Consider the following 15,645-nt stretch of genomic DNA (forward strand, 5'->3'; position numbering starts at 1 on the left):
TTAATTAAAAATCGCTAAAAGACAGCTGTTGTCTAACTAACTCTGATGGCAACAGCTGTCTTTTAGTCTGCAGTGAACGGAAAAAAGTATTGAACTAGCAGCCATTAATTGCTGCGCTTAGGAGTATCGCGGTCTTTTTCAACTGTTTCCCTAACTTCTTCGATAAAGGCACTTCCCAGCCGCGTGAGTTGATGATCCTTACGCCAAATGAGCATCGATCGAATTGGCTGCAAATATTGGAGACGCTTGAAATGGATATTACCGCTCTGGTAGATGGGTTTGTCAAAGGTCAACGCTAAGCCAAGCCGATTGGTGACCATTGCACGCATATTGTAGTGCATATCATAAGTTGCAACAATTTTATAATCATCGACATATTCGTCGAGATATGCAAGTAGTTGTGAACTTGAATCAAGTTGGCGCGGAATGAGTAGTTTTTGGTGACGTAAATCAGCAGCGACAATTTCATTGCGTTGATCGAAGGGATGGTTGGCTGGAAAGGCAATCCCCCAGTGATCCTCAAACGGGAGCGTGAGAGTATTATAGTCGTTAAAACTTTGATTGGTCGCAATAACGCCGAAATCTAGGCTCCCACGATCGATGCCTGCCATGATTTGGTCCCCATCTAGACTTTCGTAATTGATTCTGACACCGTTGCCAGTATCAATTAATCTTTTAAAACTCGGTAACAGGTATTGGTTGGCGTCATTTTCCCCTGCGCCGATGTTCAACTCGCCAGCCAGACTTTTTCCTTGTACTAAGTAATTTTTAGTGCCATCTGATAAGGATAGGATCTCTTGGGCGCGGCTATAGAGAAAGTAGCCGTCTTCGGTCAGTGAAATATTGCGCGGACCACGAACAAATAATTGAGTCCCCAATTCTTGCTCTAGATCCTGAATTTGTCTGGATAGTGTTGACTGCGAAACATGTAAGTGATTAGCAGCTTTGGTCATCCCATGTTGATTAACGATTTCGACAAAATAATTTAGAACCCGTAATTCCATGTCATCACTCCTTGTACTTAATACGTTTCGGACTACTAATTCGTTGTTGATGAAAAAATGGTTATCTAAAGATAGACGGACTAATTTGAGAAGACACATTATCAAAAGTTGCGCTATGCCAATTAGTTCTTGAAACAGTCGCTACCAATCACTTTTAATCATCGGTTGCCATCAAATATAACTATTATACATTACATTGCCCCGAAGCTATAATAATAATCGTTGAAAGAAACCAACAGGCAAAAATGAAAGGTGATTATTATGACTGACTTATCAAATAAAGTTGTTGTTATTATGGGGGCTTCCTCAGGAATTGGTGCGGCGACCGCCCGACGCTTAGCTCGTGATGGTGCAAAGCTAGTTATTGCTGCTCGGCGTTTAGATCGTTTAAATGAAATTGCCAGCGAATTTGACGAAGGACAAGTGATTCCAGTACAGGCGGATGTCACGAATTTTAAAGAAGTTCGAGCTGCGATTGAAACTGCTGTCAACGAATTTGGACGGATCGACGTTCTTTATAATAATGCCGGTATCATGCCACTTTCCAACTTAATTGATGGCCATCGGGACGAATGGCAGAATATGGTCAATATTAATATCATGGGACCGTTGAATGGTATCGCGGCTGCACTTCCGATTATGAAAACACAGGGACAAGGTCATATTATTACGACGGATTCTGTTGCCGGACATGTCGTTGCGCCGGGAATGGCCGTCTATTCTGGCACTAAGTATGCAGCACGAATCATTATGGATGGGTTGCGAATGGAAGAAGCGGCTAACCATATTAAAACGACGATTATTACGCCAGGGGCAACTCAGAGTGAATTAACGAGTCACATCAGTGATCCTGAAACGCGTAAAAGTAATACGGATTACTGGGGGACGGTAGATGGTTTAACTGCCGATCAGATTGCACAAGCAGTTGAATTTGCCATTGATTCAAAAGCGAATATGTCCATTTCAGAATTAATCGTTCGTCCGACATTACAAGCAATGTAATCATCAAAATATAAGGAGATAAAGGATTATGAAATTAGCAAATCATTACAACGTTCAATTAACTCAGAAACTTAACTTAACTCAGGAATGGGACAAGACTTTTCCAAAGAGTGATGCTGTCGATAATACCAAAGTTGAATTAGTCAATCGCTATGGAATCACTTTGGCAGCTGACCTGTATATGCCAAAAAATGCGACTGAGAATATGCCGGCAATTGCAGTCGCAAGTCCTTATGGGGCTGTCAAGGAACAGGCGGGTGGCCTGTATGCGCAGACACTGGCTGAACGTGGCTTTGTCACGATTGTCTTTGACCCATCATTTACAGGTGAATCTGGCGGTAATGTGCGCAATGTGTCGTCACCGGATATCAATATTGATGATTTTTCTTCAGCAGTCGACTATCTCGACGCCCTTGAAGTAGTTGACTCTAATCGAATTGGCGTGTTGGGAGTTTGTGGCTGGGGATGTTATACATTTCCATTAGCGGCCATGGATACGCGTGTTAAGGCCGTGGTTAGTTCCACGATGGGTGTCTTTGATCAATTTGAGAATAGCGCTGATCGAATTGAAGCACGTCGGGGACTGAATGCGTTACGGAGTGAGATCGTTAGTGGTAAAAAGGTAGACCCGATGATTACTGTTCCTGACATTGATGCGGATTCACCTGAAATGTTGAAGGACTACTATGCTTACTATCGGACTCAAAGAGGTTATCATAAGCGGTCTGTCAACTCTGGGTTAGGTTGGACCCCAACAACGATGCTTAGTCATTTTATTGACGATATTTATGCCCGTGCAGACGAGGTCACACAACCGGTATTGTTGGTTCATGGTGATAAAGCCTGGTCATATCAGCAATCAGTTGATATGTTGGCTCGTTTAACGAATGCCCAAAGCAAAGAACTGATTACCATTACGGGTGCCACACACTGTGACCTTTATGATGGTGGTGATCACGATTATATTCCGTTTGACAAAATCGAAGCTTTTTTCAAGCAAAACTTATAAACAAGTCGTTCGTGATTTAAAATAGTCAGTAGGAGGCTAGCATAATGGCAGAGACATTAATTATTTATTATTCCAGTACTGGTTACAACCAAAAAGTGGCAAACAGCATTGCTAAAAAATTGGACGCAGACTTATTTGAGGTAAAACCAGTCAAACCTTATGATAAGGATATGTGGGCAGCTTGGGATGTTGCACAAGCAGAGCGTAAATCGGGTCAATTGCCAGAATTACAGACGAACGTTCCTGATATGAGTCAGTATCAACGAATCATTTTTGGTGGACCAGCTTGGGGATATACGATTTCGAACCCATTACAAGCTTTCTTAAAACAGGCAGATTTTGCGGGCAATCCAGTCTATCCATGGGTGACGTTTTATGATCATGATGAGCAATATCTGACGGATCTGAAGCAGCAATTAAATAACGGGCAGGTTAAAGACCTGCTAGAATTGACCATGGGAGTTTTAAATGATGACCAGTCCCTCAATTCTGCCATTGATCACTGGCTAGAAAAAATCAAATAAGCATGGCGGGTAGGAGTTAGGCGATATGCTTAACACCTGCCCGTTGTGGTAAATTAGGGTATGAAAATATCATAAACTGAGAAAACGAGGTCCAGAAAAGTGAAAAAATCCCGGCTTGAGGCGTTTACTGATGCGGTCATCGCAATTATTTTGACAATCATGGTTTTGGAAATCAAGGCACCTGCAGGCGGTCAGTTGAATGACTTGATTGCGGAGTGGCATCCATTTTTTGCCTATGCCGTAACCTTCTTTTTAATTTGTACCACTTGGTATAACCACCACTACTTGATCAATAATGCCGATTGGATTTCTAAACGGTCATTCTGGCTGAATTGCCTGTGGTTGTTTGCGATGTCGTTTTTCCCGGTTGCAACTAGCTGGGTGGGTGACTTTCCGAGTGCAATCGCACCGGAGTACTTCTATATTCTAGTGTATGGTTGCTGGGCAGTGGCGTTCTACTTGCTCACGATGAGTTTGGCTAAGGATAATCCGGAAAAAGCAAAGCCGATTATGATGATGCTAAAGGGGCCCTTTGGTGCATTGGAGCTCGTGATTATTGTTGTTGCAATCTTAACCATCAGGATTTTTCCGTTTGCCGGTTTATTGTTATCACTTCTGGATGGCATCATTTGGTCAATCAATACGCCTAAAGGTTCAGATCGATTCAAGGAATAATGACGACTCTTGTTTAGAATCTCTTAACTATTGCTAAATATCAGCGGGCACGGCTTAACGTTGTGTAAAAATCGAATCGGCGCCACAAGTGATAAACAATCTGTCACTTGTGGCGCCGATTCATTTTATTTTTTCAAAGACGGACCGAATAAACCGACCGCCGACTACTTAAAGAGTTCCAAAATATCCAATGGTTGTTCAAACCGGTGCGCCACATGCACGTGTTCCGCATTCGGGTCCATCCCCCAGGAAGCTAAACCAAAGTCAACGTTGGCGGCGTGAGCCGTTTGTTCATCACTCAATGAATCGCCGATGAAGAGGGCGTTTTCTGGCGCAACGTTGACCATGCCGAGTGCCGTTAACAATGGCTGTGGGTCGGGTTTACGCCGTTCAGTATCGTCGGCACTGATGGTTACGGTCATCCGCATCATGAACGGATAATTGCGCATCCCACTTTCAAGTTCATTGCGACGTTGTGAGGTCACGATACCGAGGCGCAAGTCCGCAGGCAGTCGTTCGAACAAGGTCGTGATGCCCGGATAAAGGTCGATTTCATCGTAATGACTCGCCATCACATCTTCATACTGTGCCTGAAAATGGTCGAATTCACTGGCAGCAATACCGAGCTCAGCCATCGCTTGTTCAGCGGCCATCGGAAAAGTCTTTTGGGCCTGCGCATCGCTGAACGGTTTGCCATAAGTTGCCAAAACTTCCCGCATCACCGTCGTGTAGGCTGGTTGACTATTCGTTAACGTCCCGTCAATATCAAACATCAGTGCCTGGTAAGTCATAATAATCGTTCCTTCCAAAGTGGATTTACTCTCAGTATACCAAATTGACCCTTGACAGTGCTGACAACAACCATTATAGTTAGATTAACAATTGATGAGGAGCTAATGATATGTCATTACCGTTAAATTCATTAAAATCTAGAACTAGCTTTTACTTTTGGTATTTTCGCTAGTGTTTGTGCCCGCTGCTTAGGTGCAAACACGAATCCGATGTTTGCATCGATGCGGTTGCCAAAAGCATTTTGTGATTTAACGGCGCCCATGGATGTTTGAAAATTCCAAGGGTGGCTAATAATTCTGTATTTGCGTTGTCGCGCACCCTTTGAATTTTCAGAGGGTGCGCTTTTTTCGCCCTGATCCAAGCCGCTTCCACCAACTAAACTTAACTAAAATTCGGGAGGAACCCCTATGTCAATTAATGCAGAAACACTCGTCCAACAAATGAATCATGAAATCGCGGCGATTCAGCCGTCTGATATTTTAGCCTTCAACGCCGAGATCACGTCGATCCCCGGCATCGTTCGTTTAACACTCGGTGAACCAGATTTCAATACACCGGAACACGTTAAGCAGGCCGCGATTAAGAGTATCGAAAACGATGAAAGTCACTATGCGCCTTCGAATGGGACGATGGCGTTACGAACTGCGGCAGCCGACTTCTTAGCGAAAAAATACGATGTGCACTATGACCCAGCTAGCGAAGTGATTATTACCGCGGGGGCGACGGGTGGCATCTACACGGCGTTAAGTTCAATTTTGAATCCTGGCGATGAAGTCTTGATTCCGACGCCCATCTTCCCACTGTATATTGCCATCGTGAAGTTGGCGGGCGCCACGCCGGTATTTATGGATACGTCCAAGAACGGCTTCGTGCTCTCACCAGAACAATTACAACAGACGCTCAACGACCATCCTAAGACCAAAGCCGTTGTCTTGAACTTCCCCTCGAACCCCACTGGTGTGACGTATCGGCATGATGATTTGAAGGCATTGGCGGCTGTCTTAGCGGACCAACCAATCTTCGTTTTATCAGATGAAATCTACAGTGAACTGACCTATGGGGAGCGGCATGAATCGATTGCATCTTACTTACCAGAGCAGACGATTTTACTAAACGGGGTCTCGAAGTCACACGCGATGACCGGCTGGCGGATTGGTATCATGTGTGCGCCTAAGGCAATTACGACCCAACTGGGAAAGATTCATCAATTCACGGTGACTTCGACGACCACCAATGCCCAAGCTGCCGCGACGGAAGCACTCAAAAATGGCCTCGATGACGCGCAACAGATGAAACGCGAATACCAGGCCCGTCGCGATTACTTGTACGACGCGTTGAATCAATTGGGCTTTAAATCTGCGAAACCAGAAGGGGCATTCTACCTATTCAGTAAGATTCCAGCGGGATTGCCACAAGACAGTATGGCGTTCTGTCGTGAATTGGCCCATGAGGCCCGCGTCGCATTGATTCCCGGAAGCTCATTTGGCCCTGGTGGTGAAGGCTACGTTCGAATCAGTTACGCCGCATCCATGGCCGATCTGAAGACGGCCGTTGAACGAATCAGTCAATACGTTGCCAGTAAAGCACAGGAGGCCAAGTAAATATGAAAATTTTAATGTATAGTGTTCGCGATGACGAACAGGATGCCATTCAAGCGTGGGCTACAGCACACCAAATTCAGGTCGATACCAATGACTTAGAATTCCACCCGGATACTGCAGGCTTGGTCAAGGGTTACGATGGCCTTGTCATCCAACAACGGAGCCCAATTGGCGGCGACGCTAGTTTGTATCAAGACTTAGCTGCGGCTGGGCTGAAACAATTGACCAGTCGGACGGCCGGGGTCGATACGATCGATATTCCCGCTGCCAAAGCCGCCGGGTTAGTGGTCACCAACGTGCCAGCGTATTCACCGAATTCAGTCGCTGAAATGTCGGTGGCACAAACGATGCGTTTGATTCGGAACCTGGAACTGTTTGACCAACGTATCGGCCAACAGAACTTCCAGTGGGCGGGGTTGCAAGCACGTGAAATTCGGTCGCTAACGGTCGGCATTATTGGCGCTGGTCGAATCGGTGGGACGGCAGCCCGCTTGTTCCACGGCCTCGGTGCTAAGGTGATTGCTTACGATGTCGTGCGTCATCCTGAGTTAACCGACGTTTTAACCTACGTCGATACTAAGGAAGACTTGTTACGGCAGGCGGATGTGGTCGACTTGCATGTGGACCTCAATCCAACGTCGCAAGGTTTAATTGACACAGCGGCGTTAAAAGTCATGAAGTCGGATGCTTACATTATTAACGCCTCACGGGGGCCAGTCATTGTGACGGCTGACCTGGTCGCAGCCTTAAAAGCAGGCGAAATCGCGGGCTGTGCGCTGGATACGGTCGAAGGTGAAAATGAGTTGTTCAACCAAGACCATCAGGGCGAAGTATTGCAAGATACCAACGTGGCGCAACTCATGCAGATGCCGAACGTGATCATTACGCCACATGTCGGCTTCTACACGAATCTGGCGGTCAAAAACATGGTCGAGATTAGTTTGGATGACGTCGTGACGATTCTGAACGGTGGCACGAGTGAACATGCCTTTTAACTAAACTTGAAACCAGACGCGGTGTGGGCACGGCGACGGTTGAGTGAGACGCTGATAATGGTGTTAATTGATTGAAAAATAGTCGCCTCGGGAATTTAATGGTAAATTCTTGAAGCGACTATTTAAATTTAAGTGTGATTCAATTATATGGGGCTAAGTTTGGGTGCAAATTGAGCGGACGAAATCAGTCGGATACCTGCCAGGGCCATGTCAGGTGAAGAGTCAGCAAAACGTCAACTAATCGTCAACTGATGCCGACCGCTAACCAGCCGTTGTCGAGCAACTGGTGATAGTGGCGACCGATTGGCACCCAGAGTTTTGCTTGTAAGATGCTGCGCAGTTCATCCCAGAAGAGTGGGTCCCGTTGTTCATTGGTCGATAAATTAAGGCTCAAGTATTCGCCAGTCTCCGTTTTGGCGATGACAAATGGATAAAACACCTTGATGATTTGAGCGGCGATAATATTGGTCATGTTGGTGGCTTGGTCAATTAACATGTAATCAGCTCCTATCGATGATTGTCATTGAAATGAGTCTAGCAGGGATTAGTAAAGAAAGCTTATCGAAAGGATTAACGAAGCGTTAAGGTCGTTTGTTAACCGGTCAAATCATGAAATTTATGCCTGAGAAGCATTGGTTGGCTGCGGTAGTGGTATGATTGACCTAATGAGCGGGTCGGAATAATAAAATTTTTATTAAGTGTATTGATAAATTCTTATTACAAGGCTGAAAAATGCTGATAAAACACGAATTATAGGCGCACTTATGACTAGATTGTTCAAGATATCTAAATGGATTCAGTTAATTTAACTGAAAACAGCGGATGACTTTCTCACTATTTTATTGATATCGAACAATATTTGACTCCTTTTTGACAAAATTACTAATTATGTATTAAACTATTTAAATAGCATTAACGAAGAATAAGGATTTCTTAACTTTATAAATTAATGCAATAATTCTAGACCGTCAGTCAATAGGCTGATAGAGAAAGCGAAGGTGACTGCAATGTCAATGATCGAATTTCACGACGTCGAAAAGTATTATGGTGATTTTCACGCCCTCAAAAATATCAATTTAACGATTAATGAAGGTGAAAAAGTTGTTTTGATCGGACCTTCTGGCTCAGGTAAGAGTACCTTGATTCGAACCGTTAATGGTTTGGAACGAGTCCAGTCAGGTCAGTTGTTAGTCAATGGGTTTGATTTGGCGGACCGCAAGACGGATATGAACAAGATTCGTAAAAATGTCGGCATGGTCTTCCAACACTTTAATCTATATGCCAATAAAACGGTGCTCGAAAATATTATGATTGCACCGCGGTTAGTCTTAAAACGGCCTGAAGCGGAAAACAAAAAGCTGGCGATGGACTTACTAGATAGCGTTGGCTTGGCAGACAAAGCCAACAGCTTCCCAAGCCAATTATCTGGGGGCCAATCACAACGGATCGCGATTGCGCGTTCACTCGCAATGAAGCCAAAGTGCCTGTTATTTGATGAACCAACCTCTGCGCTGGACCCGGAAATGATTGATGATGTGTTGAACGTAATGAAGAGTGTCGCGGAAGACTCCAGTATGACCATGTTAGTCGTGACGCATGAAATGGGCTTTGCCCGTGAAGTTGCGGACCGGGTTATTTTCATGGCTGACGGCGAAATCCTGGAAGACGATGCGAAGGAAAAATTCTTTGATGGTCAACCAACCAATGAACGGGCCCGTCAATTCTTGAGTAAAATTATTACACACTAATTTGTAGGGGAGGACCACGAATGAAGAAGCTAAAACGACTAATTGGCGCACTCAGCATGCTCGCCGTGCTAGTGGTGGTCTTAACCGCTTGCGGTTCACGGCAGTCGTTATCCAAACAAGACGTTTTGACTAATGATAAGGCTAGCAAGACCATCACTTGGGGTGTTAAAGCTGATACGAAGTTATTTGGGTTGATGGACGTTAAGGACAACACCATCAAGGGGTTTGACGCTGATATCGCTAGAGCCCTCACAAAACGGGTGTTGGGTAAAGACGCCACGGCCAAGTTTGTGCAAGTGACGAGTCAAACGCGGATTCCGCTGTTGAAAAACGGGAATATTGACGCCATCATCGCCACGATGACCATCACCCCCGAACGGGAAAAACAAGTTGATTTTACCGATTCCTACTTCGATGCCGGGCAATCGTTGCTGGTGAAGAAGGGCAGTTCGATTAAATCAGTCAAAGATTTGAACAAAACTGGCACGAAGGTTCTAGGTGTTACGGGGGCAAACTCCGTTGAAAACATCAAGAAAGTGGCGCCTAAGGCCAAAGTGCTAGAGTTGTCGGACTACGCACAAGCAATGACGGCCTTGAAATCAGGCCAAGGGGTTGCCTTGACGACTGATAACGGGATCCTTTACGGGATGGCTGCTCAAAACCCAGGTTACGAAGTCGTCGGCGGGACCTTTACGAAGGAACCTTACGGGATTGCCGTTAACAAAGGGCAAACGCCATTGAAAAAGGAATTAAATAAAGCATTAAAAGAAATTGAAGCGGACGGGACGTATAACCGCATCTTGAAGAAGTGGTTTGGGAACGTGGCCGGCTTCGACTATAAGGAGGCGTCACGCTAATGGGATACATTCTAACGCATTATTGGTCAGAGCTGATTCAAGGTCTCGGATATACGTTGTTATCCAGTGTGATCGCTTTGATATTTAGTACGATTATCGGGACGATGTTCGCGATCTTCGAAGTCTTGCCTAGTCACACGATGCGCATCATCGGCCGGGTCTACATTGAAGTTTTCCGGAATATTCCATTGCTAGTCATCGCGATGTTCTTCTACGTGATTATTCCGATGTACGTCGCCAAAATCGACGGTTTTACCGCCGGGACGATTGGGCTGACGATTTATACGTCGTCCTTCATCGCCGAAACGGTCCGGGCTGGTATTCAATCCGTGGACCCTGGTCAGATGGAAGGGGCCCGTGCCAATGGGATGACCTACTGGCAAGCAATGAGCAAAATCGTGTTGCCACAAGCCTTCAAAATCATCATCCCACCATTGGGTAACCAATTCATCAACTTGGTGAAGAACTCGTCAGTGTTAGCCTTCGTGGCCGGGTTTGATTTGATGTATCAAGCGAACTCGATTGCGTCGTTATCACTAGATACGATCAACAGTTACGTGGTCGTTGGGTGCTTCTACCTGGTGATTACGCTACCGCTTAGTTATTACATGCGGCATCTCGAGAAGAAGTTAGCTAACTAGAAGGGGGCGACGTTTCATGCAAAACTTTATTCAAGCTTATTCGTGGATAAATATCCGGTTCTTGCTCGAAGGACTCTGGGTCACGGTGGAAGTGTCCGTCGTTTCCATCATTGCCAGTTTTATTATCGGCTCGGTCTTAGGGGTGCTCCGCTACGTTAAAATCAAGTACTTGTCAGCAGTGGTCGGCTTTATCGTCGACATTATCCGGAACTTACCATTAATTTTGATCATCTTCTTTACTTATTTTGGCCTGCCACATCTGGGTTTCAAACCCGGCATTATCTTCGCAGCAATCTTAGCGATGACGATTTTCGAATCAGCCATGTTAGCTGAAATCATTCGTTCTGGGATCCTCGCGGTGGACTATGGCCAAATGGAAGGCGCCCGCGCCAACGGGATGAGCTACGTACAGGCGTTGTGGCACATCGTCTTCCCACAAGCCATCAAGAAGACGATTCCAACGATCGTGAGCCAATTCATTTCCTTGATCAAGGATACGTCACTGGCCACCATCATCGTGTTACCAGAATTACTGAACCACGCACAAATTATTTACGGGCAAAATTCAGCCTACATCTTACCAATGTTCTTGATGATCGCAGTCATGTACTTCATCATCTGCTACGCACTCTCCGTCTTATCACGGGTGCTGGACAAGAAATTGGCATAGGGTGTTAAAAATCGTTCCGTTGTGGAGCGATTTTTTTGTGCTGTTTTTATAGGCCAGAAACAGCAAGCTCTGGAGGTCAAATTAGGTCGATGATTTGCTGACGAATATTAAAACGCTATAAATCAAAATAGTCACGAAAAACGAGCACTGACAGAATTGAATGTTCTGTCAGTGCTCGTTTTTACAATCCTGCCTTATTCTAATTTGAATTTAGACTAAAGTTTTCTCGCAATCAGCGTGTGGCATTCTGCCGCCGTTTCCAATAATAAATCGGAACGCCAATTGCGACGATGACTAGTGAAATCAGCACGCCGGAGAGGTCAGAGCCAATCTCACTAATAATCACGAACAGGGCGCCTAAGATGGCAATCAGCGGTGTTACTGGAAATCCTGGTGTTGAGAATGGCCGCGCGGATGCTGGATTGCGTTTGCGTAAGAGGAAGACGCCAACAAACGTCGCGACGTAGAAGCAGTACACTGTGAAGATGCACAGGTCTGACAGCCGGTCGGGATTAAAGAACAGAATCATGATGCTGGCATACACTAGGATGGCAATGGTGGCCACAATTGGTTCATGCGACTTCTTGTGCAAAAAGCTGAGTTGCTTGGCGAACGGCAGCTGGTTCTGGTGCGCCATCGCATACACAATACGGGGGAACGTCATGATTTTCCCGTTCAAGCAGCCGACCATCGAAATAATGATCCCGATGTTCAGTAATCGGCCACCAATCGTACCAAACGCCGCCTGGGCAAAGTACAAGGTCGTTTGTTGCCCTAGTTTGTGGATTGTGGCGGCTGGAACAAAATGCAAGATACCGTAACTTACAAGGGTGTAGGCGATTAGCACCAGTGAGATGCCTAAAATAATGGCTTGAGGCAATAGCTTTTGGGGATTTTTGATCTCGCCACCAAGGTTAGCAACCAAAATCCAACCATCATAGGCAAATAACGTTGCGAGGACCGCCACCCCAAAACTACCGGTTGATTGGCTGATCGTATGTAGGGACTGTCCAAAGGCGTTTTGATTACCGAAGAACAGCCCGAAGATGATAATTGCCGCAATCGGTAATAGTTTACCCAGTGTCGTGGCAATTTGAAAGGCCGCGCCCCAGCGGTTTTCGAACATATTCAAAATCCCAATCAAAACGATGACACCGATTGAAAGAGGCGCCTGCCAGCCAGAACTCAAATTAAAGAAACCGACTAACAGAATCCCTAGATAAGCGCCAATCGAGGCAATGATGGCGGGACCGTAGACTGCAATCTGCATCCAGCCAGAAAGGAAGCCCCAGAGTTTGCCATAGATTTGTTCCATGTAGACGTAGAGGCCACCAGTGTGCGGCATTTGCGCGCCAACCTCGGCAATCGTCAGGCCGGCCGTCAACGTGATCAGTCCACCGAGCAGCCAAGCAAGTAGCGCCGCACTGGGTGAACCAGCGCTGTCCAGAACGGATGACTGTTTGAAGAAGATTCCTGAGCCAATAACTGTACTCACGACGAGTGAAAGTGCCGACCAAAAACCGAGCGAACGGTTCAAGGTCGTTTCTTGTTTTGTTTCCTGCATGACCTGAATTCCTCCTTGGAGCAGCCAAATTCTAAATGATTGCAATTAGCATACCAGAGATTACCGACGCTGACAACGAAATATCGCCCCTTTATGGGCCTGGTAACGTCAAAATCCGAACTAATAACGATTTAGTAATAGGAAAGTTCGATAAAACCATCTAGTCGGTTTCCTGGAGCTACAGAAGATTCAGAGTGGAGGTGACAAGGCTGATTGTGCCATAAGTGATTTATGCAGCAACTTATTTATATACAGATATTATCTGGTTTATTGGTCGGTCAAGTTACGCATCAGCTTATTCATCAATGTCTGGAGCTGTTGCCATTCAGCTTTGTCCAGTCCGCCGCGTTCCGTTAAAATGTTAGGCAGGGTGTTCAAGACTTTGCGCGTCGTGACCCCGGCTTCCGTTAAGGTAATGAGCACGCTACGGTCATCGTGTGGATTGCGTTGACGTGCAATCAAACCGGCCTTAGTCATCCGTTTTAAAATTGGCGTAAGGGTGCCCGTACTCAAGTCGAGCTGGGCGCTCAGTTTTTTGACGGGAACGGCCTTGGGCGGATCAGCATAGAGTGCCACTAAGACTAGGTACTGCGGGTATGTGAGATGATGTTCGGCCAAGGTTGGCTGGTATAAACGTTGAATCGCATGAACCGTCGTATAGGCCGAAAAGCAGATGTGCTCGTCAAGCGGTCGAATGGGGGCTGTGTTCATATTGTGACCACCTTTCTATTGTGATTTTGGTTGAATAAGAAAACTTAAAAACAGATTGTATGCAATCTAATTGCCTGGATTATAGCATATAATCGATAACATATGGGCTGCAGGGTCCTGCAAGCTAGTCGCGGATTGTCATTGCAACCGTTTGCCGAATCTTGGTGCATTCATTTCAGCCCTGACTGCGATAAAAATAATTGGTTCGACGGGTGAAATACAGTATAATGCTACGAGTAAGTAAGAGAGTGGGGTTAGATTGATGGTCATTGCAATTGTGATAGTGTTGGCGATTTTCAGCATCGGGTTATTTGGCTTACTGTTAGCCGGTGCAAAACGCCAAGGCGCTGCTATTTTTGACCATTCCTTTGGTTTTGGAATGGTGATTGGCGCGGTGACTGATTTTTTAGATACGTTGGGGATCGGCAGTTTTGTGGTCTCAACGGCGATTTTTCAAGCCAGTCACTATTTAAAAGATGAACGCCAATTGCCGGGAACTTTAAATACGATGCATGCGATTCCGACCGCCTTTGAGGCTTTTTTCTTTGTGACGGCGGTCACCGTCGACCCGGTCACACTGATCAGTTTGGTGCTGGCCGCGACAATCGGTGCCTTAGTAGGTAGTGAAGTCATGACGAAGCTTAATCAACGATGGGTCCAACTGATCATGGCTGGCGCTTTGATTGTGACGGCGTTGTTGATGGCGGCCAAACTACTAGGCTTGATTAGTTTATTAGGGGTCGCCAATCAAGCAACTGGCCTGGTGGGTTGGAAGTTGATTGCCGGAATCGTGGGTAACTTTATCTTGGGTCTATTGATGTCAGCGGGGGTCGGCCTATACGCACCTTGCATGGTCATGGTGTACTTCTTAGGTTTGACACCGATTGCGGCTTTTCCAATCATGATGTTGTCCTGTGCACTATTAATGCCGATTTCGTCAGTTAATTTCATTCGGCATGACCGGGTCGATTACCGCGGGTTGTTTGGGATTATCTTAGGCGGTATTCTGGGTGTGGTCGTTGCGGCGACGCTCGTTAAGTCACTTTCCTTAACAGCCCTCAGTTGGCTAATCGTGCTCGTCAGTTGTTGGACGGCCTTTTCACTCTGGCAGACGGCACAACGGCAGAAAAATGCGCTATCCTAAATTTGAATCATAGCAGCGAAGTTGTTAAGCGTTCCATGAGCTAACAACTTTTTTTGTGGGCTGATGATGTGATTCGGTTACGCGTTGTGCTGATTATTGTTTAGCATTAAAAATGATTAAATCATGCCAGTTATTAAGTTCAAAAGCAGCCAGCTGAGGATCGCTGGGAACAAGGCGAGTTAGTGTAAAACTGCTGTGATAGGGTCGTCCTATGCCGGCTTCCAGGTGTTTCTGACAACGCTGGAACGCGATGGACACAGATTTAAGCCGAAAGCCCACGTCTTAAATACTGGTCTTCCACTAACCAAGCACACAACGCTTGCTAAGTGGAATTTCATCGCTGAGCATTGTCAGAACCACCTTCCAGCCTGGGTTGTATTCGAAAGACAGACATGTGCGGACTCAGCTTTTTGTTGGATTAGTCGCTGGTTTCTGGGTACACAGTCATTTTGATATTTAACTCTGAGACTGGTTTCAACACTAGCGAGGCTCCTTTACCCCTGTTTTAAAGATTCTGACAAACAACTTCACAGAACTTGCCTGATAGAATTTTCTCTAGTCGTCTGAGATAGTAAAGTTTTGAATTCTAAATGAAGGCAATTTTACAGACTAGTTGCAAGACTAGTGCCGCTGAAATTATTGGTATTGAGATGAATGAAGAATATTCAGGTAATCTTCTGGGTGCCCAAATGTCATAAAGCATCAACG

Annotated in this window: 17 protein-coding genes; 11 read left to right on the top strand and 6 right to left on the bottom strand. The window is 45.7% G+C overall.

Features of this window, described 5'->3' with window-relative positions; translation table 11 throughout:
• Positions 1-104: 104 nt before the first annotated feature.
• Positions 105-1,004, bottom strand: a complete 900-nt coding sequence (locus KGF65_RS04275; protein WP_105924294.1) for a LysR family transcriptional regulator — start codon at positions 1,002-1,004, stop codon at positions 105-107.
• 261 nt (positions 1,005-1,265) lie between these two features.
• On the opposite strand from KGF65_RS04275, the gene KGF65_RS04280 reads away from it, so the two are divergent.
• The 4 genes from KGF65_RS04280 to KGF65_RS04295 all read left to right on the top strand — a co-directional run bounded on the left by KGF65_RS04280 (position 1,266) and on the right by KGF65_RS04295 (position 4,214).
• The gene (locus KGF65_RS04280) at positions 1,266-2,006 is read left to right on the top strand and encodes an SDR family oxidoreductase (protein ID WP_216748406.1); all 741 of its coding nucleotides are present in this window, start codon (positions 1,266-1,268) and stop codon (positions 2,004-2,006) included.
• A gap of 28 nt (positions 2,007-2,034) precedes the next feature.
• Positions 2,035-3,015 (top strand): alpha/beta hydrolase, encoded by a 981-nt coding sequence (locus KGF65_RS04285; RefSeq protein ID WP_101873948.1) that lies wholly within the window; start codon positions 2,035-2,037, stop codon positions 3,013-3,015.
• A gap of 44 nt (positions 3,016-3,059) precedes the next feature.
• A complete protein-coding gene (locus KGF65_RS04290; protein ID WP_101873947.1) occupies positions 3,060-3,539 on the top strand; it encodes a flavodoxin in 480 nt (159 codons plus the stop codon).
• Positions 3,540-3,638: 99 nt separating this feature from the next.
• The gene (locus tag KGF65_RS04295) at positions 3,639-4,214 is read left to right on the top strand and encodes a TMEM175 family protein (RefSeq protein WP_101873946.1); all 576 of its coding nucleotides are present in this window, start codon (positions 3,639-3,641) and stop codon (positions 4,212-4,214) included.
• Positions 4,215-4,378: 164 nt separating this feature from the next.
• On the opposite strand, the gene KGF65_RS04300 is transcribed toward KGF65_RS04295, so the two are convergent.
• Together KGF65_RS04300 and KGF65_RS04305 are read right to left on the bottom strand one after the other, a co-directional pair.
• Positions 4,379-5,023, bottom strand: a complete 645-nt coding sequence (locus KGF65_RS04300) for an HAD family hydrolase (RefSeq protein WP_225083542.1) — start codon at positions 5,021-5,023, stop codon at positions 4,379-4,381.
• A gap of 113 nt (positions 5,024-5,136) precedes the next feature.
• Entirely contained in the window at positions 5,137-5,367 is a 231-nt protein-coding gene (locus KGF65_RS04305; RefSeq protein ID WP_101873945.1) for a hypothetical protein, read from the bottom strand.
• Positions 5,368-5,413: 46 nt separating this feature from the next.
• Between KGF65_RS04305 and KGF65_RS04310 the strand changes: the two genes are divergently transcribed.
• Entirely contained in the window at positions 5,414-6,607 is a 1,194-nt protein-coding gene (locus KGF65_RS04310; RefSeq protein ID WP_105924293.1) for an aminotransferase class I/II-fold pyridoxal phosphate-dependent enzyme, read from the top strand.
• Between the two features lie 2 nt (positions 6,608-6,609).
• On the top strand, positions 6,610-7,602 hold the full coding sequence (locus KGF65_RS04315) for a D-2-hydroxyacid dehydrogenase (protein WP_105924292.1): 993 nt from the start codon (positions 6,610-6,612) through the stop codon (positions 7,600-7,602).
• A 244-nt stretch (positions 7,603-7,846) separates the two neighbouring features.
• On the opposite strand, the gene KGF65_RS04320 is transcribed toward KGF65_RS04315, so the two are convergent.
• The gene (locus tag KGF65_RS04320) at positions 7,847-8,098 is read right to left on the bottom strand and encodes a hypothetical protein (RefSeq protein WP_088769937.1); all 252 of its coding nucleotides are present in this window, start codon (positions 8,096-8,098) and stop codon (positions 7,847-7,849) included.
• Between the two features lie 511 nt (positions 8,099-8,609).
• Between KGF65_RS04320 and KGF65_RS04325 the strand changes: the two genes are divergently transcribed.
• The 4 genes from KGF65_RS04325 to KGF65_RS04340 are packed head-to-tail and all read left to right on the top strand — an operon-like array spanning position 8,610 to position 11,518.
• The gene (locus KGF65_RS04325; RefSeq protein WP_003637948.1) at positions 8,610-9,350 is read left to right on the top strand and encodes an amino acid ABC transporter ATP-binding protein; all 741 of its coding nucleotides are present in this window, start codon (positions 8,610-8,612) and stop codon (positions 9,348-9,350) included.
• Between the two features lie 20 nt (positions 9,351-9,370).
• Positions 9,371-10,207 (top strand): transporter substrate-binding domain-containing protein, encoded by an 837-nt coding sequence (locus KGF65_RS04330; RefSeq protein WP_050339068.1) that lies wholly within the window; start codon positions 9,371-9,373, stop codon positions 10,205-10,207.
• Positions 10,207-10,848 carry an amino acid ABC transporter permease gene (locus tag KGF65_RS04335; protein WP_216748407.1) on the top strand — a complete coding sequence of 214 codons (642 nt, stop codon included), beginning with the start codon at positions 10,207-10,209 and terminating at the stop codon, positions 10,846-10,848. The genes KGF65_RS04330 and KGF65_RS04335 overlap by 1 nt, the downstream gene beginning before the upstream one ends.
• Before the next feature lie 16 nt (positions 10,849-10,864).
• Positions 10,865-11,518, top strand: coding sequence for an amino acid ABC transporter permease (locus tag KGF65_RS04340; RefSeq protein WP_003637951.1), 654 nt, complete (start codon positions 10,865-10,867; stop codon positions 11,516-11,518).
• A 232-nt stretch (positions 11,519-11,750) separates the two neighbouring features.
• On the opposite strand, the gene KGF65_RS04345 is transcribed toward KGF65_RS04340, so the two are convergent.
• Positions 11,751-13,082, bottom strand: coding sequence for an APC family permease (locus KGF65_RS04345; RefSeq protein WP_216748408.1), 1,332 nt, complete (start codon positions 13,080-13,082; stop codon positions 11,751-11,753).
• A 267-nt stretch (positions 13,083-13,349) separates the two neighbouring features.
• Positions 13,350-13,793, bottom strand: a complete 444-nt coding sequence (locus KGF65_RS04350) for a MarR family winged helix-turn-helix transcriptional regulator (protein WP_088769935.1) — start codon at positions 13,791-13,793, stop codon at positions 13,350-13,352.
• A gap of 262 nt (positions 13,794-14,055) precedes the next feature.
• Here KGF65_RS04350 and KGF65_RS04355 point away from each other — a divergent pair, with 262 nt between their 5' ends.
• Positions 14,056-14,937: a sulfite exporter TauE/SafE family protein gene (locus KGF65_RS04355; RefSeq protein ID WP_003637954.1), complete on the top strand. Its 882-nt coding sequence runs from the start codon at positions 14,056-14,058 to the stop codon at positions 14,935-14,937.
• Positions 14,938-15,645: the final 708 nt, after the last annotated feature.

Origin of the sequence: Lactiplantibacillus sp. 30.2.29, from assembly GCF_018991255.1 — a bacterium.
GTDB classification, from domain to species: Bacteria; Bacillota; Bacilli; order Lactobacillales; family Lactobacillaceae; genus Lactiplantibacillus; species Lactiplantibacillus pentosus.

Coding starts and splice junctions, on each gene's coding strand:
- KGF65_RS04275 (WP_105924294.1), bottom strand. CDS start 1,004: ATGGAATTACGGGTTCTAAATTATTTTGTCGAAATCGTTAATCAACAT.
- KGF65_RS04290 (WP_101873947.1), top strand. CDS start 3,060: ATGGCAGAGACATTAATTATTTATTATTCCAGTACTGGTTACAACCAA.
- KGF65_RS04325 (WP_003637948.1), top strand. CDS start 8,610: ATGTCAATGATCGAATTTCACGACGTCGAAAAGTATTATGGTGATTTT.
- KGF65_RS04315 (WP_105924292.1), top strand. CDS start 6,610: ATGAAAATTTTAATGTATAGTGTTCGCGATGACGAACAGGATGCCATT.
- KGF65_RS04280 (WP_216748406.1), top strand. CDS start 1,266: ATGACTGACTTATCAAATAAAGTTGTTGTTATTATGGGGGCTTCCTCA.
- KGF65_RS04310 (WP_105924293.1), top strand. CDS start 5,414: ATGTCAATTAATGCAGAAACACTCGTCCAACAAATGAATCATGAAATC.
- KGF65_RS04320 (WP_088769937.1), bottom strand. CDS start 8,098: ATGTTAATTGACCAAGCCACCAACATGACCAATATTATCGCCGCTCAA.
- KGF65_RS04340 (WP_003637951.1), top strand. CDS start 10,865: ATGCAAAACTTTATTCAAGCTTATTCGTGGATAAATATCCGGTTCTTG.
- KGF65_RS04355 (WP_003637954.1), top strand. CDS start 14,056: ATGGTCATTGCAATTGTGATAGTGTTGGCGATTTTCAGCATCGGGTTA.
- KGF65_RS04285 (WP_101873948.1), top strand. CDS start 2,035: ATGAAATTAGCAAATCATTACAACGTTCAATTAACTCAGAAACTTAAC.
- KGF65_RS04330 (WP_050339068.1), top strand. CDS start 9,371: ATGAAGAAGCTAAAACGACTAATTGGCGCACTCAGCATGCTCGCCGTG.
- KGF65_RS04350 (WP_088769935.1), bottom strand. CDS start 13,793: ATGAACACAGCCCCCATTCGACCGCTTGACGAGCACATCTGCTTTTCG.
- KGF65_RS04335 (WP_216748407.1), top strand. CDS start 10,207: ATGGGATACATTCTAACGCATTATTGGTCAGAGCTGATTCAAGGTCTC.
- KGF65_RS04345 (WP_216748408.1), bottom strand. CDS start 13,082: ATGCAGGAAACAAAACAAGAAACGACCTTGAACCGTTCGCTCGGTTTT.